The 22,956-nt window shown below is 36.9% G+C and carries 24 protein-coding genes, 1 pseudogene and 1 riboswitch; of the genes and pseudogenes, 3 read left to right on the forward strand and 22 right to left on the reverse strand.

Annotated features, from left to right (window positions below; genetic code table 11):
- The coding region (locus BM383_RS18930) for a hypothetical protein (RefSeq protein WP_218157916.1) at positions 1–191 on the forward strand (191 nt) is incomplete at its 5' end.
- Between the two features lie 27 nt (positions 192–218).
- Here BM383_RS18930 and BM383_RS07485 read toward each other — a convergent pair.
- The 9 genes from BM383_RS07485 to BM383_RS19115 form a co-directional block, all read right to left on the reverse strand.
- On the reverse strand, positions 219–1,190 hold the full coding sequence (locus BM383_RS07485) for a hypothetical protein (protein WP_143106361.1): 972 nt from the start codon (positions 1,188–1,190) through the stop codon (positions 219–221).
- Positions 1,191–1,335: 145 nt separating this feature from the next.
- Positions 1,336–2,103, reverse strand: coding sequence for a hypothetical protein (locus tag BM383_RS07490; RefSeq protein WP_143106362.1), 768 nt, complete (start codon positions 2,101–2,103; stop codon positions 1,336–1,338).
- Positions 2,104–2,227: 124 nt separating this feature from the next.
- Positions 2,228–2,737 carry a peptidase associated/transthyretin-like domain-containing protein gene (locus tag BM383_RS07495; protein WP_093024508.1) on the reverse strand — a complete coding sequence of 170 codons (510 nt, stop codon included), beginning with the start codon at positions 2,735–2,737 and terminating at the stop codon, positions 2,228–2,230.
- Between the two features lie 404 nt (positions 2,738–3,141).
- Positions 3,142–4,587 (reverse strand): M1 aminopeptidase family protein, encoded by a 1,446-nt coding sequence (locus tag BM383_RS07500; protein ID WP_093024509.1) that lies wholly within the window; start codon positions 4,585–4,587, stop codon positions 3,142–3,144.
- Between the two features lie 154 nt (positions 4,588–4,741).
- Positions 4,742–5,359 carry a hypothetical protein gene (locus tag BM383_RS07505; protein ID WP_093024510.1) on the reverse strand — a complete coding sequence of 206 codons (618 nt, stop codon included), beginning with the start codon at positions 5,357–5,359 and terminating at the stop codon, positions 4,742–4,744.
- Positions 5,360–5,490: 131 nt separating this feature from the next.
- Positions 5,491–6,738, reverse strand: a complete 1,248-nt coding sequence (locus BM383_RS07510) for a hypothetical protein (protein WP_143106363.1) — start codon at positions 6,736–6,738, stop codon at positions 5,491–5,493.
- A gap of 201 nt (positions 6,739–6,939) precedes the next feature.
- Positions 6,940–7,578 (reverse strand): hypothetical protein, encoded by a 639-nt coding sequence (locus BM383_RS07515; RefSeq protein WP_093024512.1) that lies wholly within the window; start codon positions 7,576–7,578, stop codon positions 6,940–6,942.
- Positions 7,579–8,178: 600 nt separating this feature from the next.
- Positions 8,179–8,793, reverse strand: coding sequence for a Crp/Fnr family transcriptional regulator (locus tag BM383_RS07520; RefSeq protein ID WP_093024513.1), 615 nt, complete (start codon positions 8,791–8,793; stop codon positions 8,179–8,181).
- Between the two features lie 777 nt (positions 8,794–9,570).
- Positions 9,571–9,786, reverse strand: a complete 216-nt coding sequence (locus tag BM383_RS19115; protein WP_143106364.1) for a PLDc N-terminal domain-containing protein — start codon at positions 9,784–9,786, stop codon at positions 9,571–9,573.
- 198 nt (positions 9,787–9,984) lie between these two features.
- Here BM383_RS19115 and BM383_RS07530 point away from each other — a divergent pair, with 198 nt between their 5' ends.
- The gene (locus BM383_RS07530) at positions 9,985–10,605 is read left to right on the forward strand and encodes a trimeric intracellular cation channel family protein (protein WP_093024515.1); all 621 of its coding nucleotides are present in this window, start codon (positions 9,985–9,987) and stop codon (positions 10,603–10,605) included.
- Here BM383_RS07530 and BM383_RS07535 read toward each other — a convergent pair.
- The 11 genes and pseudogenes from BM383_RS07535 to BM383_RS07580 all read right to left on the reverse strand — a co-directional run bounded on the left by BM383_RS07535 (position 10,602) and on the right by BM383_RS07580 (position 19,188).
- Complete coding sequence (locus BM383_RS07535) at positions 10,602–11,648, reverse strand: HesA/MoeB/ThiF family protein (RefSeq protein ID WP_093024516.1); 1,047 nt, start codon at positions 11,646–11,648, stop codon at positions 10,602–10,604. The two genes, BM383_RS07530 and BM383_RS07535, sit on opposite strands and share 4 nt — an antisense overlap.
- Before the next feature lie 9 nt (positions 11,649–11,657).
- Positions 11,658–12,764, reverse strand: coding sequence for a 2-iminoacetate synthase ThiH (thiH, locus tag BM383_RS07540; protein WP_093024517.1), 1,107 nt, complete (start codon positions 12,762–12,764; stop codon positions 11,658–11,660).
- A 12-nt stretch (positions 12,765–12,776) separates the two neighbouring features.
- Positions 12,777–13,547 carry a thiazole synthase gene (locus BM383_RS07545; protein ID WP_093024518.1) on the reverse strand — a complete coding sequence of 257 codons (771 nt, stop codon included), beginning with the start codon at positions 13,545–13,547 and terminating at the stop codon, positions 12,777–12,779.
- Positions 13,544–14,167 (reverse strand): thiamine phosphate synthase, encoded by a 624-nt coding sequence (gene thiE, locus BM383_RS07550; RefSeq protein ID WP_093024519.1) that lies wholly within the window; start codon positions 14,165–14,167, stop codon positions 13,544–13,546. Before thiE ends, BM383_RS07545 begins: the two co-directional genes overlap by 4 nt.
- Before the next feature lie 13 nt (positions 14,168–14,180).
- The gene (locus BM383_RS07555) at positions 14,181–14,771 is read right to left on the reverse strand and encodes a thiamine phosphate synthase (RefSeq protein ID WP_177229083.1); all 591 of its coding nucleotides are present in this window, start codon (positions 14,769–14,771) and stop codon (positions 14,181–14,183) included.
- 13 nt (positions 14,772–14,784) lie between these two features.
- Positions 14,785–16,641: a phosphomethylpyrimidine synthase ThiC gene (gene thiC / locus BM383_RS07560; protein ID WP_093024521.1), complete on the reverse strand. Its 1,857-nt coding sequence runs from the start codon at positions 16,639–16,641 to the stop codon at positions 14,785–14,787.
- Positions 16,642–16,772: 131 nt separating this feature from the next.
- Positions 16,773–16,976, reverse strand: a complete 204-nt coding sequence (gene thiS / locus BM383_RS07565; RefSeq protein WP_093024522.1) for a sulfur carrier protein ThiS — start codon at positions 16,974–16,976, stop codon at positions 16,773–16,775.
- An 83-nt stretch (positions 16,977–17,059) separates the two neighbouring features.
- Positions 17,060–17,151: riboswitch (TPP riboswitch) on the reverse strand.
- 139 nt (positions 17,152–17,290) lie between these two features.
- Positions 17,291–17,563, reverse strand: a pseudogene (locus BM383_RS07570) (PAS domain-containing protein); the annotation flags it as partial.
- Between the two features lie 71 nt (positions 17,564–17,634).
- Entirely contained in the window at positions 17,635–17,778 is a 144-nt protein-coding gene (locus BM383_RS18795; RefSeq protein WP_177229084.1) for a hypothetical protein, read from the reverse strand.
- A 47-nt stretch (positions 17,779–17,825) separates the two neighbouring features.
- Positions 17,826–18,410, reverse strand: a complete 585-nt coding sequence (locus BM383_RS07575; RefSeq protein ID WP_093024524.1) for a hypothetical protein — start codon at positions 18,408–18,410, stop codon at positions 17,826–17,828.
- A 220-nt stretch (positions 18,411–18,630) separates the two neighbouring features.
- Complete coding sequence (locus BM383_RS07580) at positions 18,631–19,188, reverse strand: hypothetical protein (RefSeq protein ID WP_093024525.1); 558 nt, start codon at positions 19,186–19,188, stop codon at positions 18,631–18,633.
- 270 nt (positions 19,189–19,458) lie between these two features.
- Between BM383_RS07580 and BM383_RS07585 the strand changes: the two genes are divergently transcribed.
- Complete coding sequence (locus BM383_RS07585; protein ID WP_093024526.1) at positions 19,459–20,079, forward strand: hypothetical protein; 621 nt, start codon at positions 19,459–19,461, stop codon at positions 20,077–20,079.
- 77 nt (positions 20,080–20,156) lie between these two features.
- Here the strand turns inward: BM383_RS07585 and BM383_RS07590 are convergent, their stop codons facing one another.
- Complete coding sequence (locus tag BM383_RS07590) at positions 20,157–20,657, reverse strand: pyridoxamine 5'-phosphate oxidase family protein (protein WP_218157918.1); 501 nt, start codon at positions 20,655–20,657, stop codon at positions 20,157–20,159.
- An 85-nt stretch (positions 20,658–20,742) separates the two neighbouring features.
- Entirely contained in the window at positions 20,743–22,947 is a 2,205-nt protein-coding gene (locus BM383_RS07595) for a PepSY domain-containing protein (RefSeq protein ID WP_093024528.1), read from the reverse strand.
- Positions 22,948–22,956 lie beyond the last annotated feature (9 nt).

A 22,956-nucleotide genomic window follows, 5' to 3' on the forward strand; every position in this document is an offset into this window, starting at 1 on the left:
GTATGCAAAGCCGTTTCGCAAGTATGCAAAGCCGTTTCGCAAGTATGCAAAGCCGTTTTGCAAGTATGCAGAGCCGTTTTGCAAGTATGCAGAGCCGTTTTGCAAGTATGCAGAGCCATTTTGCAAGTATGCAAAACCGTTTTGTAAATATGCATGAAGCCTACATATTTATGTTGGAAATCTTTAAATAACGCTAAGAGCACATTGGATATGGTATATTACTTATGTTTTTGTATTAATAATTCTCCATTGGCTATATACATACCAAAATAAGGATACAAGCCATCACGTTTTTGTAGAAAAACAGCAAAGGGCTGGTTAAAAATCATCTTTTTTGGTTTTGATGTTTCCGAAGGAATTCCATCTGCTGCCATTATGAGCACATCACCAGATGCTTTTGCTCCTTTTTCGTTCAATAAAAAAGCATTTCTTTGGGTTACCTTTCGTAAAGTGTACAACGTATCCGCTGCTTTAAATGTACTTCCTTTCATGTCCTCATATTCTTTTTCTATATTGAAACATATCATAGGTATTTGCACTACATCTTCCTCTGAAAATATAATAGATACATCTCTTTCAGCTTGTATTCTATCCCAATATGCTTTTAAATTTAGAGTTTCCAGTGAAAATTCAGGAGCCATTACCAACACTATGTTATGCAAATAGTGATGTGAATATAAGGTGATAGAAAAATCGGTTTCATTATGGTAATAATTAATACTGGCAAAAGTTGAAGCACCATGAAAACCGAAAGAAGCTACCGAGGCATTTTTAAATTGTAAAGGCGTATCAAACTTGGTAAAGGGTTCACTAAAAGGTAACTCGGTTTCAAAAGAAGCTTTAGTTGTTATCATATGCTTTTCAACCTCAACTTTTACATCGCATTGATTTTCTTCAAAAGCATCTAAATGAGTAGTATCAGCATTGAGAATTGCTAACTGTTTGTTGGTAATATTTGTGATGGGAACATTCAAAAATTTTCTCAAAGCTTCCCAAGCGTATGGCATGGTAGCACAATAAACTATGTTTTCATTTGCCGTAAATGCAGATGCTAACGTAGGTACAAAATCGGTTTGCTTGTATTGACTCAAAGCTACCTTTTCAGGCAACTCTGTTGGTCTTTCTTGTGCTTGTGTATGGAAATAACCAAGTAGTAAGCACAAAACAATAGAAATGAATAATTTTTTCATAGAGGATGTAATTTCTGGTTGTAGATTGTTTACATAGTATTCAATTTTTATACCAGAAAAGTATCCTAAAAAACTAATCAACCATCATGCCTACAAAAGATTCTAAGAATGATGCAAATTTTTTATTGGTAACGACTGTTATAACCTATTCTTCCGACATAAAAGAGGCATATTCTTCTTTTGTATAATAGTTTTGATAGCCTTCAAGAGCATTAATTTTCCATTTGCCATCTACCTTTTTTGCAGTAACAGCATAGTTCATAGAAGAATATTCACCGTAGTTTTCCCAGTTCAAATTGAAATGGGCTATAGTATCTTTAATCATCAACTGATTAATAACCAAAGTTTTCCAATAATCCTCGGGATAATCTTGGCAATTACACCAATCATCTACTTCACTAGACCATAAAGAAATACCATCATTCATATTCCTCCATTTTATATCCGCACTCCGAATAGAGGCATCTATATTGGTAGCTACTATTTCATGATACTTAAAAAATTCCTCTGTAAAATAATCTGTGTTCTTATAGGCTAACATAGTAGCTTTATAAGCTTTCCAGTCTATGCCTGTAAAGATACTATCGGATTCATTTTTAACCAAATAGGGAAATTCATCGGTTACGTTGTCATAACTCCACGTATATGCTTCTCTAACTAAGGTTGTAAGCGCTATACTATCCCTTTCGGTTGTGATAGTACTTACAGAAGCTACGATTTTTTGCTCTTTGGAATTGGACTCTTCTACCCATATTTTATTTTCTATACTATCATTTTTATTCCATAACTTATAAGAGTTATAAGCTGCTAGTGGAACACCAACAAGGTCAACAAGCATATACCCCAAAAAGTAATATAGCATGCCTAGTATTACCAGGGAAAATAGTCCTCGTTTGAATAATTTTTGTTTCATTTTTGTAACCTATAGCTTTAAAAGCAAGGTACTTATTTTTTTGAGGATTTTACCCTTAATGGTTAAAATATAAAAATTTATGAATACTTCTGCTCTCAACTATTGTTTTAAAACCTTAAAGACGTTAATTGATTCGAATCAAATTATCTTTCCAGTCCTCTGGGATATGCTGATACCCATAAACTTCTATAGCAGGTTTTTCTACAGTTTCTGTTTCTTTGGTGAGTTTTTCATTGATTTGATCGGTATTCAGTTTCCACATAGCGCCGGTTATAGGATCTACTATTAAGATACCTACGAGACCACCAAATAACAGATTGCCCACATACCAACCATCTAAAGAAAATTTTATAGGAATGGTTTTGGTTTCGTAACCATCCATTTCAAAAGTTAGCATGTAATTTGCTTTTTTAAAATAACCACTACTCGCTTTTATTTTAAGATTAACGGGAGTTGTTCCGGTGTACTGCATTACTCCATCTTGGTCTGTAATGGTAATATGAGCTCCAGATGGTGAGCTATCTATATGCACAGGATATTTACCTTTGCTTACAATACTTGCACATCCTAATAGTGTAAAAACAAAGCCCATCCACGCTATGATGATCATTTGTTTAGCAATGCTTGATTTCATTTGAAAACTGTTTATGGTTTAGTTAGTAGTTGTATTTAAGTGTTACTTTATAGATAAGAAATCACTTAAAAGGTTGCGTATAAAGGTGTATATTTCTTACATTTTTTGAATACGATCATAATGTATAGCCACCACCCTATTTATTAAAACGAACAATTACATACTAAGCTCTTTCTTTAATCGGTTTGCAAATAGAAATTGTCGTATATAAGCTGTCATAAGATTGAGACCAAAAAGCCATACAAAACCAAAGATTCCAGCCCAAAAACTTTGAGTTATTAAACCAAAAAACAATGCCACTACAAAAAATCACAACAAAAAAGCCGCTCTAAAGCGATTGGTATCATATATCTTTTACGGTGATTTAGGAGTTGTGCAACATGCTCCATTGTTAGCTGTAGTTATTATTTTTCCCATAATATCTTTATATTTTCAACAGTTGAATTACTGGTTAAATATTTTTGCACAATCTTATTATAAAGTTCATTATTATTAATAGCTTTCTTTAATGTAGTTTCAAAAAATGCTTTGTTAGAAATACACTCTTCTCCTTGTAATAGTAGTCTAATCCATTGCATCATTTTTTCCTCACCTATCTCTTTTTCAATACTAAATAAAATGGCGGTTTGGTAATCATAAGCATAGGTTTGACGGTCATTTGTGTTTTCTAATTTAATAAAATCCAATATCGCTTTGTGCTTAAAATTTGGGTCTTCAAGCCATTCTAAGCCTTCTCTTATTCCATTTTTAATATAATCATTTTCTTTAAATTGACTAATGTATTTAACTGCTAAAAATTCAGCAAAACCTTCATTAATCAAGTTTTCCAATGTAGTGTTGCACTTTTTTATTGTTCCAAAATAATAATGACTTAATTCATGTACAATTGTAGATAAAAAGCCTCCTTGTAATTGTTGGTCAAAAGTAGCTCTTAAATCATAAGGTGGATTTCCGCAAATTGTAAAAGTTGGATTACTTGCAAAAGCAAAATGACCTTTTTCATTTACTGTCAGATAAGCTTGTACCCAATGAACTTTTTCTTTATATGGAATGTTGGTATATGCTCCCAAAAAGTTTACAATTTCTCCATTTATTTTATCAAATTCATCAACTTGAGTATCTGAAAAATTCGCATTCAGCAAGGTAATGTTTTGGGCTTCTTGAATGCCATATTTTCCAATAAAAAGATAAGGTTCTCTTGGACTTTCACTTACAAAGTGTGCCTTTTTTGCATTTACAGGTTTTGAGCCATTGAGGTAAATTTGTTCGCAATCTTCACAAATTATTTCAATATCATATTTCACAAGTTCATATTGAAAATCGTTATCAACATCATACAAAGTAGGATACCAAGCAGACTGATAGCCGTCCATTCTTAATAAACCATTCATAAAAGCTATGTTACCTCTCCAATCTTCCCTTTGGTAATTTTCTGAAATGGTATCATTTATAACGGGGAATTTTCCAACGTATCTAAATCGTAGTTTTTTCGGCAAGAACTTTTCACCTTTTGTACTAGCAGGAAAGTAATAAGAAATTGATTCATCTGTTTGTAAAGAATCTGCTAATTCACGTTCATAACCAAGTAAAAATTTATTAGGTTCTATACTTTGTACATTAACGATATTTAACCCTTTATTCAACCTGATAAGATAATTACCTATGTCAGAATAATCACTTAAAATAATATCACAATCAATGGTTCCGTTTTCTATTGAAAATTTAGCGGTTCCTGATATTTTTGGAATTTGGTCTTGTGCGTTTGAAAACACTGTTAAAAATAAAAATAAAAAGAGTGTAAGATTTTGTTTCATATTTTGGAATATTGTTTGAAAACTTTCGCTTGTCATAATTACAGCCAACTTATTTATATCATGATAAAAATACAACTTTCTATACGCTTTACTCCTACTTATAAAAAAGCCGCTCTAAAGCGACTTATATCATTACTCTTTTACGGTTATTTAGAAGTTGTGCAACAGGCACCGTTGTTGGCAACAGTATTTATATTATTTCGTTCATTATTTTAAATATCTTTTTTGAGTTTTCTGCTTTTTTATTGTCACATTTCTCAACATTATGATTTATAATAAACTTGTTTGTTTTATTTCCGTTTGTAAATTCAACAAGATAAACATCTGCACAACCCCAAAAAGGTTCGCAATATTTTTCGCTATCTTCAGTCTTAATAAAATCAGAGTCAGAAATTATTGATTTTAATTCGCTGATAATCCCTTTTTCGTTAATTCTTTTCGAGAAATTCAGTTTTGACAATTGATTTTCCTTTTCATTTTCAAACTCCTCAATTAGGTAAGAGTGAAATGTCAGTTCAGAGTTAGCTTTCTTAAATTCCAACATTTGCTCAAAAACTACTCCACCTCCAGGAAATCTCCAAATTCTTAATGTTTCAGATTTTAATTCAGAAATAGGCTTTCGATTCAGTTTTTTTAAAGGATATTCAATCGTCTTGTCAAGATATGTCTTAAAATTCCATTCTTCATTTTCTCCTTTTTCCTTTTCGCTCAATTCAGACTTTTCAGTTATTTCAATTTTCTTATTTTCTGAAATGCTATTACATCCAAATAAAATAGAAATTAATAAAAGTGCAATTAGTCTTTTCATATTGTTGCCAACGGTCTCCTATAACCGCAGTAGCGGGATTGACGTACTGACTTTTCGGTTTATTACTGTTGTTTGTTTTATAAATTTCACTTTCATAATAGCGATTAAACCGCTATTATTTTTATACAATGTTATGTGGCGTTATTATCTCTGTCTGCATTCTTAAATAACCTTTTGAATTCTAATTTCAATGGATTCATAAAAGCAGGTAAAACATTTTGGTTAGACTCGCTAGCCATGGTTAAAGCGACATAAGCAATATCTTTGATCTTATCAATATCAAAACTATGATAGTTCATTTTTAAATCCTTATCAATCATGAAAAATGCAAGTGTTTCTTTTTGAACATGCTTTTCTCTATCATGACTATCAAGCTGTTTAACATTTAAAGTATCGTAAACCTGCATTTCACTAACAAAGAATACTTTGGTAATATTCTCTTTCTCTATGCGATTTGCTACTTCGTTGAACTTTCTATATACTGTCGTTCTTATTGAAGAATGGAAACTATTTATTTCAAATCTATCATCCTCGAAAAAGACCATAATGGTAGGCATCAATGTTTCTTGAAGTTGCATTAAGGACACATGCATTAATACAAACTTGTGAAAAATATCGCCATCAGGACTAAATTGATCAAAGAACTTAATTGAACCCTTTGGATTATCTGTACCAAAACTAAATGCACTTCTTGAAGCTCTTTCAAAGGTTTCATGTTTGCAATTGAAGGTATAATCATCTATTAAAAGAAAATCTTTGGGAACTCGATAAAAATTTAAATCCGCTATTCTCTTTTCAAGTTTCTTCGATAGTATGCAATCTTCATTTAGTTCCTTTCGCATTTCTGCCAATAGCAGTTTCATCTGTGATATGCCAAAAATAAAGTTGTCATATAAATCTACCTTAGATTCTCTTTCATAGAAAGTAAATTCGGCAGAAAAGAAGACTTCAACTTCGCAAATTTTTAAAAAGGAAGATCTTAGTGATTCAATGACTGAAGAGTAATTCTCATCATTCTCAATTGTATAAACTAATTCAGGCAAAGAAAGAATCTCTTTGCCAGTATAAATTTTGATTGATATTCGTTTCTCTAGATCAAACGGTTTTTGCTTGAGAACACTATTTCGTTTATCTATAAACCATTTTCCCACGTCATTGACTAGATATTTATCTCTTAGTCTTTCATATAACGGCATGTGTTCCGTTTTGGCTATAGATTTCTGCAACACAAAAGTTATATTTCTATACTCCGAAAAGAAGTTATCTAAGTGACCAATATTATCAAAAAAGTTTGATCCTTTTTCAAATCTTTCCAAGCTATTTAAAGCGTTGTAAAATTTATGCAAAGCTGGATATAAGATACTTTTTTTGTTTTCCAAGTCTAACTATTTAAGTCATTTCTGTTTAATTATTCCGTTTCTGATAATGCCACATAACTCATTTACATCATGATAAAAATACAACTTTTTATACGACTCTAAATTTTTATTCCCAAAAATTCTTACATATCTCCTATAAACACCTCCATAAAAAAACCTCCTGCTAAGCAAGAGGTTTTTAGGTGTTCTGGATTGCCCCCGTTACATGGGTAATACCTGGCAATAAATAATACTGCTATAGGTAAAGTTATTTTCCTTTTTAGTACCCATATAGCAAGCTCTGCAAGCATAGCGTACGTTGGGTTGCAAGTTGCTAATAATCATAGTACTCTTGTTACTGGTATATTGCTGTAGCGAAGACAAGTCTTGGTTTTCGGTAGCAATGCCTACATAAAACAAATAGTTTTTTACTGAAGCATTGGCTTGGACAGACACTTCTAAATCAAATCCATTAGGGCCGGGTTTTACTTTAAAGTTTTTCACATCTGGTACAGGCGCGTTGTTATCTCCTTTTACTTTTGCCATTACAAAGCCCGAGGAAATCAATTTTTCGACATCTCCGTTGGCTTGTACGTTCACCATTTGCGCTGCTAGCCGCAATTCATCTAATAAGGCAGTTTTAGCCAAATTCTTTTCTTCGGTATTGTTAGTACCCCCTCTAAACGCTTGTGACAGTTTTAGCGTGTACTTTTCTTGTGCAGCAGTCAACGCTGTTAACATACCCTCTGGGAAGGTAAAGTTGGCATTGCCTGTTAACTGGTTGATTGTTTCTTCCGAAAACGTTACTAATAATCCTTCTTTCATGTAACGATACGATGTTTTTACTTTATGATAAGCCATTGTATTAAATATTAAAATCTTATAAAATAGGTTGGTATACCTAAGCAAAGTGGTGCTAGGGCTATGCGTATACCTGCACAACCTAGTTGATCATCTATACTTTACTTTGATGGCGTTGTACAAACGGCTTTGCAATTTTTGGAAACTTAACCATAGTTAATCGGGTATACTGTTCACTTTTAAAACCTACTACAGGTTTGTGTTGTGATATATTTTTAAAATCTGAGACAAAACAAGTATGTGTTACCACAAATTTTTACAATCTGAAACAAAACAAGTATGTATTACCACAAATTTTTAAAATCTGAGACAAAACAAGTATGTGTTGCCACAAATTTTTAAAATCTGAAACAAAACAAGTATGTTTTGAGACTTAGCTACCCTTGTTTTCCAAAAATTCAAAGAACTTGTTTGTTCTGTTCCATAAGCGCTTAGTAATTAAGAACATAGTAAAGCTAACACATATTTTTGAATGTTGACTTGATCTGGATCAAGTCAAGGGCACTTTTTTGTAAGAAATTACCAATGAAATAGCTTTTTTTTGGATCATGAAGAAAAACAAGTACTTATAGTCCACAAAAAGCGAAAAAAAAGTGGTGGCTATTCCATAGCTGATTGCCACCTACTTAAGGTAGACGGATTGATGCCTAGATAGGCAGCAATATCCTTTTTTTGAACATATTTCATTAACAAAGGTTGTTGTTGGCACAGGTAAGCAAAGTGTTCTTTGGCAGGTAAGGTAGCAAAACGGATACGCTCGTCTGTCTGTTGCTCCAGGCATTGTTGTAGAAAATCGCGTTCTAACGCATACAATTCTAAACAAACGGTTTTCAGTTGTGTCAACGCCTCTTCAGAAACAAACAACAAGCGAGCAGGCTTTATTATTTTGATATTCGCTTGCTCAGATCGGTTTCTTGGCATACCAATAAAATCACCCGGAAGAAAAAAACGAGCAATCTTATGCTGTTCTTCAGCGTACAACACATACGCCGCAATACCAGACAATACCAAATACCTGCCCTTTTGGGGAGTGGTGTTATCAAAAAGGGTGTTGTTGGTTTCTAGTTTCACAGAGCGTAGTAAACGGTCTATCAACCCAGGGCAATTTTGCTCTACCCCTGCTAAGCAAGCCAGCAAACGTGCTCCGAGTAGCCTACGGTCTGCCGCCGTAACCCACTCAAACGGATTGTATAATTGAACCATTTCACAGATCATAAGGAACCTATTACAGCACAAGCAAAAATTTCTGTAACAAATTAACATCCATATCAATACCAAAACATCCCCATATATAGGGATTTTTTGTAAGGTTTTGAAAATACGTAGAGCGTAAACAGCTTTCAGCTAACAGCTTGCTTCTTATTTCGATTGTCAGTTCGAGCGTAGTCGAGAACAAAAAGGCAGGCTTCGATTACTACATAAGGTATCTTCATCTAAAAAAGACAGGCTTCGATACACTTTGTTCCATTGCATTCCACAAACCACTCAGCCACCGGAAAAGTAAACAGCTTTCAGCTAACAGCTAATAGCTTGCTTCTTATTTCGATTGTCAGTTCAAGCGTAGTCGAGAACAAAAAGGCAGGCTATGATTACTACGAAAGGTATTTTCATCTAAAAAAAGGCAGGCCTCGACTCTACTCAGCCACCGAATAAAATTTAGCTTATTGTAAATAGCTTTCAGCTTTCAGCTAACAGCTAATAGCTTGCTGCTTATTTCGATTGTCAGTTCGAGCGTAGTCGAGAACAAAAAGGCAGGCTTCGATTACTACGTAAGGTATCTTCATCTAAAAAAAGGATATCTGTAAGGGAATTACATAAAAGAATGGCTAAATGAATTGCTTCACCCAAGCCTATACCTCCAAATGAAAAAAAAGTTAAAGGCATACACAATAATAAATGGTAAATATGGCAAGTAATAGCTAAAATTAAAATGAATACTAAACCTCTTGTAAAGTTCTTATACTACACACCTCAACGCATTAAAAAACCGCTCTAGGAATTTACTTTAGTGGTTTCCTTAGGCAGTTTATCTTTTAAGCCAAAAGCAAAATAAAGCAATGCGCCCATACCGTAACATAGTAGTACTACCAACAACCATAGTACTTTGCGCTGTGAAATAAACTTATTTTTTAGAATATCTACCAATGCCAATAGTGTAGGCAAGGCAAAAACAAAAATTATAAAAAGAAATATAACACGAGTCATCATAGCTACAAAATAGATTACAATTATGCTTTCAATATAAGAAAATTCAATCAAAACAAATCAAACGTATAAAAATAAATAGTAAAAAATCATTATAGTAATTGTTTATTTGTTAAATCACTATTAAAGTAGCCACTTTGCTATGGCATATCATAACACGCTGGTTATTTTCGCAAAGCCATCTCAAATTAAATTCAAAGTATGTTTGTAAACCTCATTGATATTTTAGGAACCATTGCGTTTGCTATTTCAGGAGTAATGGTCGCCCTTAACAAAAAGCTCGATTTGTTTGGTATTTTAATTATTGCCTTTGTTACCTCTACAGGTGGTGGTACGCTGCGCGATGTTTTGTTGGGCGTACGCCCTATTTTTTGGCTTACGGATACCAATACGGTTTATATAATTATTGCTACAACGGCCATAGCCATTATCTTTAGAAAATACTTGAAGATGGTGAGCAAGTCGCTGGTGTTGTTTGATACTATTGGAATTGGCTTCTACACCATTGCCGGAATCGAAAAGAGTTTGTTGGTCAATTTAGATCCGGTAATTTGTGTTGCTATTGGTACAATCAGTGCTTGTTTTGGTGGAGTGATTCGCGATATCCTTTGCCGTCGCATTCCGGTGATTTTTAAAAAAGAAGTCTATGCCACAGCATGTATACTTGGTGGCGTTAGCTTCTTTGCACTACGCATGGTTGCTCCAGAATCTAAATGGTTGAGCATTGTGCCTATTCTAGTCGTTATCTTAGTAAGAATCGCCGCGGTTCGCTATAAATTAACGCTGCCTTCGTTATACAAACAAAAAGGACCTTCTTTTTAAAGAGTTCCTTTAGAAGCTAGTCCTCCTTGTACACTGTATACCTTCAGGCCAGGATACCATGCTTGCAGCAGTGCTACAGCTTTTCGGCTACGAATACCGCTTTGGCAATATACTGCCAAGCTCTCAAAGTTTTCTAGCTGTGCTTTTTCAGTTTCCAATTCCTGTAAGGGTATGTGCAAAGCTTCCAAATGTCCTGCTTTGTATTCTTCCATAGTTCGTACATCTAACAAAGGAATGGATTGCTTTTCTAATGTTTCCCAAGTAATTTCAGGGAGCACGCTGCAATCGTTGTTGTAGTTTTCTTGTAAGCGGTTGATGGATAGTGTTTTATTTTTTTCATACTGAAAAATTAGGGTTTGCATATTCCTGCTATCCAACGTCCATAAACTACCCGACAAAGGTTTTCCATAGTGGCAAATCAGTTTTAGAACTTCATTGGCCTGCACACAACCTACCATACCAGGCAACACTCCCAAAACGCCAATAGTAGCACAATTGGGCACGCTGCCTGCTGCTGGTGCTTCAGGGTACAAACAACGATAGGTAGGTCCATTCTTGTAATTGTACACGGTTACTTGGCCTTCATACTGAAAAATAGAACCCATCACCACCGGTTTCTGAGTTAATACAGCCGCATCGTTTACTAAATAACGCGTGGCGAAATTGTCGCTACCGTCTACAATAATGTCGTATTCCGAAAAGAGTGCTACGGCATTGCTAGTGCTAAGCATTTCGGTATACGTTTCAATTTTAATAAACGGATTCATGGCTTCCAAACGCTTTTTAGCAGCCAATACTTTAAATTCACCAACATCGGCCGTGGTATACAAAATTTGCCGATGCAAATTACTAACTGAAACCGCATCGGCATCTACAATGCCCAAGGTTCCTATACCAGCTGTTGCCAAATACTGTAATATGGGACAGCCCAAACCACCAGCGCCAATGATTAATACTTTGGCGGCCTGTAGTTTGGCTTGTCCCTGCTCCCCTATGCCTTCTAATTGTAACTGTCTGCTGTAGTATGTGTTGCTTGCTATCATCTTTATGGTTTATTGCCAATTGTGTTGCCAGTCTTTCCAAACAGGTGCAATGCCTTGCTTGCGTAACATGTCGGTAATTACTTCGGTGCTGCGCTCATCGGATATTTCAAATTGCTCTAAAGATTGTTGTTCCACCGTATATCCACCCGGATTGGTCTTAGATTCAGCACTCATAGAGGTAATACCTAAGTGTACAATATGATCTCTAAAGATTTCTTCTTCTCTGGTAGATATGGATAACTCAACAGTTTCGTCTAGTAATCGGTAAGCACAAATCAATTGCACCAATTCTTCATCGCTCATGGCTACTTTAGGTTCTAAACCGCCACTAAAAGGGCGTAACCTAGGAAACGAAATGCTATACTTGCTTTGCCAATAGTTTTTCTGTAAATACTGCAAATGCAAGGCCGTAAAAAAACTATCCGCGCGCCAGTCTTCTAACCCAAACAAAGCTCCCAAACCTATTTTGTGCATGCCTGCTTTTCCCAAGCGGTCTGGGGTTTCCAATCGGTACGTAAAGTTTGATTTTTTCCCTTTCGGATGGTGTTTTTTGTATTCCATTTCATGATAGGTTTCCTGATATACCAACACGGCGTACAATCCTGCTGCTCGTAAACGCTCATATTCATGTTGGTCTAGCGGTTGTACTTCCATAGAGATATTCGGAAAATGGGGTTGCAACAATTGAATGGCATTTTCTAAATAATCAACACCAACGGTTCTGTTGGCTTCTCCGGTAACCAACAATACATGTTGATAGCCTTTGTTTTTTAAAAACGCTGCCTCCTGAAGAATTTCAGCATCGGTCAAAGTTCTTCGGGGAATCTTATTCGTAAAGCTGAATCCGCAATAAGTGCAAATATTCTGGCACTCATTGCTCAAATACAAGGGTGCATACATTTGCATGGTATTGCCAAAACGTTTACGGGTGCGGGTATGACTCAACCTGGCCATGTCTTCTAAAAAAGGAAGTGCGGCAGGAGAAATCAAAGCTTTGAAATCTTCCAGGTTACGCTGCGTTTTAGTCAAAGCACGCTCCACATCGGCAGCAGTTTTCTGGTGAATCGATTTTAAAATCGCATCCCAATCATGTTGATGGATTTTTTCTGAAAACATAGGCACAAAGTTTTATTCAGTTAAAAATGAAGTAAACGGACTACTAGCCGAAGCATGTGGATGTGTCGACGCTAACCCCGACTCATACGCCATACGTCCACATTGTACGGCCATTTCAAAAGCTTTGGCCATGGTTACCGGATCGGGAGACACCGCAATGGCTGTATTAACCAACACAGCATCTGCCCCTAACTCCATAGCCCATGACGCATGAGACGGAGCACCAATACCGGCATCTACAATCACAGGCACATTGCTTTGTTCTATAATAATTTCCAGAAAATCTTGGGTACGCAAGCCTTTGTTACTACCTATAGGAGCGCCTAAAGGCATCACACACTGGGCACCTACTGCTTCTAAACGTTTGCACAACACAGGATCGGCCTGAATATAGGGCATCACCACAAAGCCTTCTTTTACCAAGGCTTCCGTAGCTTTCAACGTCTCTACAGGATCTGGCAGTAAGTATTTAGGATCTGGATGAATCTCTAGTTTGATCCAATTGGTACCCAAAGCTTCTCTTGCCAATTGCGCTGCAAAAATAGCTTCCTTGGCATCGCGTACTCCTGAGGTATTGGGCAATAAGTTAATCTCCGAAGCCTCTAAAGCGGTAAGGCGTTCATCTACGTCGCCTTGGGTAGCTACACGGGTAAGCGCCACCGTAACCAATTCGCTCCCCGAAGCTTCTACTGCCGCCTGCATAGTGGCTATATCTCTGAATTTTCCCGTTCCTGTAAACAAACGAGAGGTAAATGTTTTATCTGCTATCTGTAATGGTTTCATATCAATGTTGTTGTTAAGGTTTGTAATTGGGTAGCTACGGCTGCATCTTGAGTGGTACTCAACATACCAGACACGGCTACTCCATGAATGCCTGTAGCGCGCAAGGCTTTTATGTCTTTGGAAGTAATCCCTCCAATCGCTATCACCGGAATGTTCCCCGACAATTGCGATAGGATATGGGTATAGCCATCTAATCCCAACACCGGACTTAGTTTTGCTTTGGTTTTTGTAAATCGATACGGTCCTAACCCGATATAATCTACTCCTGCGGTTATGAGTTCTTGACATTGTGCCAAGGTATTTGCGGTTCCTCCGATGATCTTTTCGGTTCCCAAAACTTTTCTAGCAATCGCCGGACTTTCATCTTCTTGTCCTAAGTGAACGCCATCTGCTTGGCTTGCCAAGGCTACATGAATGTTATCATTCACAATGAAAGTTGCGCCGTGTGCATCACAAATTTGTCGGACGGTCAAAGCAGTTTCCAAATATACTTTTTCAGGAACAGCTTTCATTCGTAATTGAATCCACTTTCCTCCTGCTTGGCATACGGCTTGTATGTTTTCCAAGTGTGCTTCAGGCGAAATGCCTTGCGATATGTAGTGTAGCGTTGCTATCTTCATTGTTTTGCTGTTTTTATAATAATTCCAAGCATTGTGCTGCCAGTGTTTTGTAAGCTGTTACAGGATGAGCACTTCCCCATACCGATCCTAACACGGCAATTCCTTCATAGCCCAAGGCGAAAGCTTTGGGCAACGTTTCTTCTGTGATACCTCCCAAAGCAATCACTGGAAAAGACGCTTTGGGTGCTGTAAAGCCTTTCCCTGCATAGTCTTTTTTAGAGATAGAAGTAAAAACCGGACTCAAAAAAGCATATTGCAAGGGTAATTCTGAACGAATCACAGCTTCTGGTGTATGAAAAGAAGCGCTGATGGCTATTCCTGAATAAATTTCCCTGTCAAAACTTGCTTTAGTACTTTCTGTTAGATGAATTCCTCCTAACGACATTTGTGGTACCAGCTGATAATGTCCATGCAGTTTGATGCGCTCATAATATTCGGTTGGAATTTGAGCTAACAAAGCTTGTAATTGTGCTGCCGTCCAATTCGGTTTGCGCAAGTGCAAACATTCTAGTCCTTCACGAAACATTGCGCTGATATGCATTCCTTCGTTTGGATACTCATCAGGATTTGTCATCACGATTAGTTTTGGATTCGGTAGGTTCATTTTACGCATCTTCTTATAAATACACTTCGCCGCCTTGGGCTTTGAACTCTTTAGATTTTTCGGCCATGCCTTCTTCCAAGGCTTTCTGTTCAGACACTTCTTTTTCTGCCGCAAACTCCCGAACCTCTTGCGTAATTTTCATAGAACAGAAATGCGGTCCACACATAGAACAAAAATGCGCGATTTTAGCTCCTGCAGCCGGCAAAGTTTCATCGTGATATTCTCTGGCCAACTCAGGATCTAAAGACAAATTAAACTGATCTTCCCAACGGAATTCAAACCTGGCTTTGCTCAACGCATCATCGCGGTATTGTGCTCCCGGATGTCCTTTGGCTAAATCTGCTGCATGCGCTGCCAATTTATAGGTCACCACTCCGGTACGTACATCATCTTTGTTGGGTAATCCTAAATGTTCTTTGGGGGTTACATAGCACAACATGGCCGTACCATACCACCCAATCATGCCAGCTCCGATGGCAGAAGTAATATGATCATACCCTGGTGCAATATCAGTGGTTAACGGTCCTAACGTATAGAAAGGAGCTTCCCCACATTCTTTCAATTGCTTGTCCATATTCTCTTTGATCATGTGCATGGGCACGTGTCCTGGACCTTCAATAAAGGTTTGTACATCGTGTTTCCAGGCTATCTTAGTGAGCTCGCCTAAAGTTTCCAATTCCGCAAACTGAGCAGCATCATTGGCATCGGCAATACAACCAGGACGGAGACCGTCTCCCAAAGAAAAAGCCACATCATAGGCTTTCATAATCTCGCAGATATCTTCAAAATGTGTATACAAAAAACTTTCCTTGTGATGTGCCAAACACCACTTGGCCATGATAGAACCACCGCGCGAAACAATTCCTGTAATGCGTTTGGCCGTCATTGGTACATGATGCAAACGTACGCCAGCATGAATGGTAAAATAGTCAACCCCCTGCTCTGCTTGTTCTATAAGCGTATCTCTGAAAATCTCCCAGGTGAGATCTTCAGCTTTACCGTTTACTTTCTCCAATGCTTGATAAATAGGTACCGTACCCACTGGCACCGGACTGTTTCGTAAGATCCATTCACGGGTTTCGTGGATGTTTTTTCCGGTGGATAAATCCATAATGGTATCAGCGCCCCAACGACACGCCCACACTGCTTTTTCTACTTCTTCTTCGATGCTGGAAGTGGTGGCAGAATTTCCGATATTGGCATTGATCTTTACCAAAAAGTTACGCCCAATGATCATCGGTTCCGTTTCTGGGTGATTAATGTTACAAGGCAATACGGCACGCCCTGAAGCAATTTCATCGCGTACAAATTCAGGAGTAATAACATCGGGAATTTTAGCACCAAAACTTTCGCCTTGATGCTGTTGTGCTAGTTGCTGTACTTCTTGTCTTTTTTGATTTTCGCGAATGGCTACATATTCCATTTCAGGAGTTATAATTCCCTGTCGCGCATAATACATTTGCGAAACATTCTTGCCTTTCAACGCCTTTTTAGGATTGGGAATGTTCGGAAATCTGATGGCGTCAGCTTGGGTGTTTGCCAAGCGTTCATTAGCATACTTACTAGACGCTCCTGTAAGTGTTTCGGTATCTTTTCTGTTGGCAATCCATTGTTTGCGTAAAGGTGCTAAGCCTTGGTACACATCAATTTCTTTATGAGGATCGGAATACGGTCCGCTAGTATCATAGATAGTAACAGGTGGATTTGCAGTGACTTTACCCGTTAGCGAATGCGTGGTATCACTTAACGTAACTTGACGCATAGCGACTTGTACCTCCGGAAACAAAGTTCCTTGTACGTAGATTTTCTGAGAGTTTGGAAACGGTTTTCTTGTAATGCTTCCTGCCTTTGGTGTTATTTCGGTTTTCATACTATTAAGTTGAATTTTAGATGGTAGTTACTTTTTGCGTGAGGGATAGCGCCATTGTTGGAGCTCTATTGCCCGGAGGGCAATAAGCGACTGGCAATAGCCCGACCTGAAAGGGCGCGCCCACAAACACATTACCCGCCTTGTGTAGCTTTGATGATAAGGATGTTTTGCTGATCTTGAAGCGATTGTGTAGCCCACTGTTGCTTGGGTACAACGCGTTGATTGATAGCCACAGCAATACCGGAAGTGCTGATGTTGAGCTGTTGCAACAAGGCCGATAGTGTGGTGCTGGCAGCTATTTGATGTGCGTGATTGTTGACGTTTACAGTTATCATAGACTTTGAATTATAACTATAAACTCTAGGCGTGACGTAGCACCTAAGTGTTATGAAGACCTACAAAGGCATGCTTTGTACGGAATAAAAGTAGTACTTTTCCCTGCGCCGGTATTAACCGGATCAAGTTCAAAGGGTATCATCTCAGCTTTTTACAGCACCCCTAAAGTTTATGTCGATTTACGAGACAAACGTAAGAAACGATTTTCGAAAATGAAAATCTACGCTGTCTTTTTTGAAGTATTCTTTTGCTAAAAAAACGATAATCTACTGATTATAAACACACTTACATTTGTTTATATTCATCTTAAAAGTTACCCTACTTCGCGTTCAAAAGCTATAAAATGGGTAGTCTGTTGGTTGTACAAGGGAATAATGTGTACCTCGCAATGGTACGGAGTTTGGTCTTTTCGATAATTGATTAGGACTTCTTTACAAGGCTTATTTTGGGCCAAATTATCTTTAATTCGTTTTTTGGTTTGTGCAGAAGTATCCGCTCCTTGCAAAAATTTAGGTGTTCTGTGAAGTGCTTCTGATTTGGAATAGCCTATCATATCTGTAAAGCCATGGTTCACCCAAATGATCTTTAAATTGGAATTTTTGAGCTAATGAAATCACCTTCTTAAACTCTACTTCTCTTTGGGCTTTTTCAATAGTATCATGATACCCCTGCATATAGCTCTAAATGCATAACATGATCGGTTGATGTTCCTAAGTATGGTTGTATTTCTTGATACACTTCCTCCGATAAACCGGTAAGGTAAATATCTAAACATATCATATCTGCAAGTTTCTGTTTCATAAGCTTATGATTTTTGGGAACTTAGATATTGTTTCTAATCAAAAAGTTTAAAACTGTTTTTCAAATAGGACATTGATGTGTAACATTACCCATTCTTGAGTTATAAAATCATAGTACTCTTTGGCAATAGAGGTTTGTAAATGTGTAGCATCAACTACAACCAAATCACTCGTAAAAGTTACTTCTCTGTTGCTTTCAACATTATCTATATACGCTTGCTCTGTATAACTGTGATTCTCCATAAGGAAAGTATTGGTAGCTACATCAAACTCATACATTGTAACAAAACCATATGATGAAAACTGTGCATAACCTTCCGGTTCAGATGGATATTCAAAAGTCATATACATTTTAGGAAGTCCAAAACAAAGTAGTTTTGCTTTGTTATCTATATCACCATAAGGTCTCACTTCTAATTCACTAAAATTAAACGAATTAATTTCATCTACAAGTTCATAAGAAGCTACATTATCTTTATTTAAATCTACCGCAATATCAGATTCAAACGATACAATTTGATACTTCCCCGCATAGGCACTAATGGACTCTTCTACAGCATCATCATCACTGCTACAACTTGTGAACGCAACAGTAGCTAGCAAGGCTACAAAACATGAATACGTAAATTTCATAAGAATTTAGTTTTTATAATTAATAGCTGTATATCTCAAATATATACAAAAGAACTTAAAATAAAAATATTCTTACAAAACATTAATTGTTTGTTATAAAAATAAACTTATAAATCACAATAAGAAATGACCTTATAAATTGGTTTTCAACACCGTAAACTAATCTTAAACTTGGGTTGGTATTATTGCTGTGCGTATAGAATTTACAACACCTACCTCTTTACAAAAAGCCAAACTCAAAGGCGTGTAAATATCCTTTGAAAAAACGATAACTAGCATAATAAGCTTTTTGTTGTTGCTGCGCTAATAGTTCAGATTCTGCAGCGGTAGTTCTGTATTCAAATACCACTCCTTTGTCGGTAGTAATACTGTCTGGTTTTCCTTTAATAGCTTTTAGTTCCGCGATACTCATTCCAAGTTTCACTCCGCTTTCAGTTGTAAACTTTGGAGCTTTGATGGTAGGGCAAACACCCTCCAAACCTTTTGAATACTTTATTTTGAAAGCTTTGATCCCTTGTTTTTCAGTTTGAAAAACTATACACGATTCTACCAATGTTTCACTGTATAGTGTATTCCCTTTGCTCCTTGCTGTTTCTTTCCCACTTAAGGAAAGATTACCTACACTAAAATCTGGTATAAAAGTACGATGGGTATCATCTGACGGACAAACTATATGCAATGGTTTAGGTTTCCAGGAATTGCTTTTGTGGGTATAACTGTGGGTATCACAACTTACTAAAACCACCAAACTTGCCAAAAATAGAAATGTTCTTATCATAACGCTTTATTATTTTTTTTTGACAAAATTAGCGGGGAGTATTACCCCGGGAATCCCTGAAAACAGGGAAATACACTTAACTGAATTCCTCGAAAAAAAATAGATTAACTACATACGAACTCAAAAAAAACAACGTTACAATGGATACTGTCTAGCAATAAGCACTACTAATAATAGTAATTTAAGTAGTAATTATGCTCCATACAGTTTCACCCTTTAACAGAATTACATACATTCGCAAACTTGATTACAAATCCTTAAATTTTAAAAATGAATTACTTTAGAGTATTAGTTTTATTTTTTCTGTTAATAAGTGTCAATTTCCATGCAACAGCCCAAGAAGATAAGGCTGAAGCTACTCCTGCACCTTCCATCAATTCTGGTTCTATTGCAGAGCAATTTGAATTTGTTATGGAAGACTCTAATCAGTACGGTGCCAACATGGTGGTAAAAAAATACTATTTAACTACCTTAAAAGCACACATCTTAGATTCCCTAAATGCTGTAGAAAAAGCATTGGCCGCTACAGAAGATAAAGTGGGTGATCAACAAACTGAAATTGCCAATTTGCAAGAGAACTTAAAAACTACACAAGCTACATTGGACCAGACCAACTTGGAGAAAGACTCTATGTCATTCTTTGGTATATTGACTAGCAAAGGTACATACAATGCCATTTTATGTTCTGTTATTGGTATTCTGGTAGTATTGCTGGTAGTGTTTGTCTACAAATTCAAAAATAGCAATGTGATTACCAAAGATGCGCAAAAAGCATTGGCAGAAACAGAGGAAGAATATGAAAATCACAGACGCACCGCATTGGAGCGCGAACAGAAAGTACGCCGACAGTTACAAGACGAGCTTAACAAACAAAAACATAAAACAGTATAAGCATATATGCTACTGTATTAAAAAAGCCTGCTTTATGAGCAGGCTTTTTCATTGGTAGTAGGTATTCAAGTTCTTTTTCATAACTGTTCTTTCCCCATCCACTCGTGTATTTTAATTTGATAGACTATAGATCCATCTACATTGGATTCTCCATGAGAAAACTCACTTAAAGACTCCGTAATTAAGCCTTCATGTACTTCTACTAAATGTGAAACACCTCTGGCAAAATCATGCAAACGTGATTTGGCATACGTTCCATGTAATTCTTCATAAGTACCTGATATTTGTACTGATTTCCATTTTGAAATAGAATCTACTACATCTACTAAAAGGCTTACATTAGGATGTTTTCTCATATTCTTGATCTTATGCCCCATACCGGAATAACTCAATAAAACGTTTTCGATAGGATCATAAAAATAAGTAATGGGTATAATGTGTGGTTGATTTCCTGAAATATAGGATAAGTGTCCAACGTAGTGCTCCTTCAAGAGCAATTGCATGTCCGAAGTGTGTAAATTTTGTATCATGATAAGTTCCCCTTTTAGTAAATGAATACCGCTAGAATAGTGTTCCATTTCCATTCCTACTTAAAGGTACGAAAAAAACTATTCAGAATGTTTTTAAAATAGGTTGAATATCAGTTTTTTACACTAAATCAGTTTAGTAACAATCCATTAAGAGCTGTCCTTTTTTCTGATAATGACTTAGATCATACTTACAATGCGTTTTACACAATTTTGAAAGCACTTCTAATACAGCTTTCTGCATCACTACGGATCCACAGATCATAACCACTCCACCTTTTTCAAAGGTATTGGCTAGTAATTGTTCTTCTTTACAGATTTTATCCTGTACATATACTTTGGTCTCCGTTGCTCTGGAATAAGCAGGTATAAACTCCGATAATTGTTTACTTTCCAAAGCCGGATTGATGATCTCCGCATAGTGCTCAAAAGCAGTCGCATTTTGTGCACCCCAAAACAAATGTGTGGGTATTTTCTTTGAATTGTGCTGCACCATTCCCAGAAACGGCGCAATACCTGTTCCGGTAGCTATCATCACTACATTACGCGCTTGCTTAGGAAAGTAAAATGACTTGTTCTTCATTCGGGATGCTTGCAAGGTATCGCCTACTTGTAGGGAATTTAAAAATTGAGAACATAATCCCTTGTCGTGCAATTTAATACTTAGTAAAATCTGGTTTTTTGTATTCATTCCTACGGAATACAATCGATCATGCGTATCGCTTTGCGGAGCAATGGCCAACAAATCACCAGACGTAAATGTACCAGCCTTTTTTCCTTGTAAGGTGATCATAAAAGTTTGGTGCTCAAGCTGCAATGCAGTTCTAGCGATCACTTCAAACTGATATTTCTTTTTCCTTTTAGCGGTTTTAGAAGAATCATTTTGATAAGCGTCGGGAACAAACCCACTCACCTGTCCGTACTGTAACAACCATTGGTTAAAAGATTCCGCAGAACGATTGTTAACCGTATGCAGGTTTAGTAAAGGTTTAGCGGTTTCAGATTGCAACAATTCGTGCTCTACGTCATACGCAAACTGGCAATAATCGGGGTAAGCAAACGAACCAAAACCAACAATGGCAAACTCAAAAGTACCTTGTGCCGTTTCCTGAAAACGCTGTATAAATTTATCAGCATTCACAGGAGCTTCCCCTGCGCCATAAGTAGCGGTTAAAATAAGCAACTGTTCCAAATTTGGATACGTTTCGTACGCGTTCATCTCAGCCACAAATACTTTTTTTCCCGTGGCGATTAATTGTTGTTGCAACCATATGGCAAACGGAAACGTACTTCCTGTTTCAGAACCCACCAGAATTACATGGGTACTTTCAGAAGCCTTGAACTTATTTTTGATACTGCCTTTACGTCGTTTAAAAGTCAATTTAAATCCTGATACAATAAAGAATAGAATACTGATAGCACTCAGCAATAAAACGAATGCCCACAGTGCATTGGTTTCTCCGGTATGCGTATCAAAACTCCATCGGTAAGCTAATTCCTGAAACGGATACAAACGCTCACTTAACACTGCTCCGGTAAATTGATTCACGCGTACTTCACGATCTTGCAAGTTCAATTGGTAATAATCAGCAACATCTGAAGAGAATGGAAAATCTATAGACCGAACTTCTGATAATGGGGTTTGTTGAAATATTGGAAAGTCGGCGACTTCCAAACTTGGGGTTTCCTTCAAAAGGTTTTCCTGCAACTCATGAGCTAGTGTAGGATGTTCAAAAACCTGAAACTGAAACAAGGACATCAATACCCCGGTAAGTGTTATCAAAACAATAGGTATCAAAAACAAGCGTCCAAAATAGGTGTGTGCATACTGCCAAAAATTGTCTTTTAAAATCTTGGCAAAGAATTTTTGAATGCTTTGTTGTCGTTTAATGATCAATACCAATCCGGTAATACTAATCACGAATAGCAAAAGGGAAGTCAACCCTATAAAAAAACGACCGGTACTTTTCAAGAACAACGAGCGGTGCAAGCTTCTGGCAAACGTATAGACCTCCGCTTCATCAGCCAGTTCTCCGGCTTTTTCACCCGTTTTTGGATTGATGTAGAAATTTGCGACATCACCTTCTTCTGTGATCACCGATGCTTTGACCCGACTATCTTGAGTTACCGAAAGTTCCAGAACTTCCAAATAATTCATTTGCAGGGTGCTCATAGCTTCTGCAACAGTTACATTTTCTGTGGTTGGAATTGCACTCAACTCCCATTCCTTTTCAATGGGCTCAAAAGCTAATACAATACCGGTAAGTGCGGCAACGGTAATAAACAAAAAAGAAGATACAGCCAACGCTAAGTGGCTATATCTCCAAATAGATAATGTCATGCGTTTCGT

This window comes from Pustulibacterium marinum (assembly GCF_900116665.1).
In the GTDB taxonomy this organism is placed as follows: domain Bacteria; phylum Bacteroidota; class Bacteroidia; order Flavobacteriales; family Flavobacteriaceae; genus Pustulibacterium; species Pustulibacterium marinum.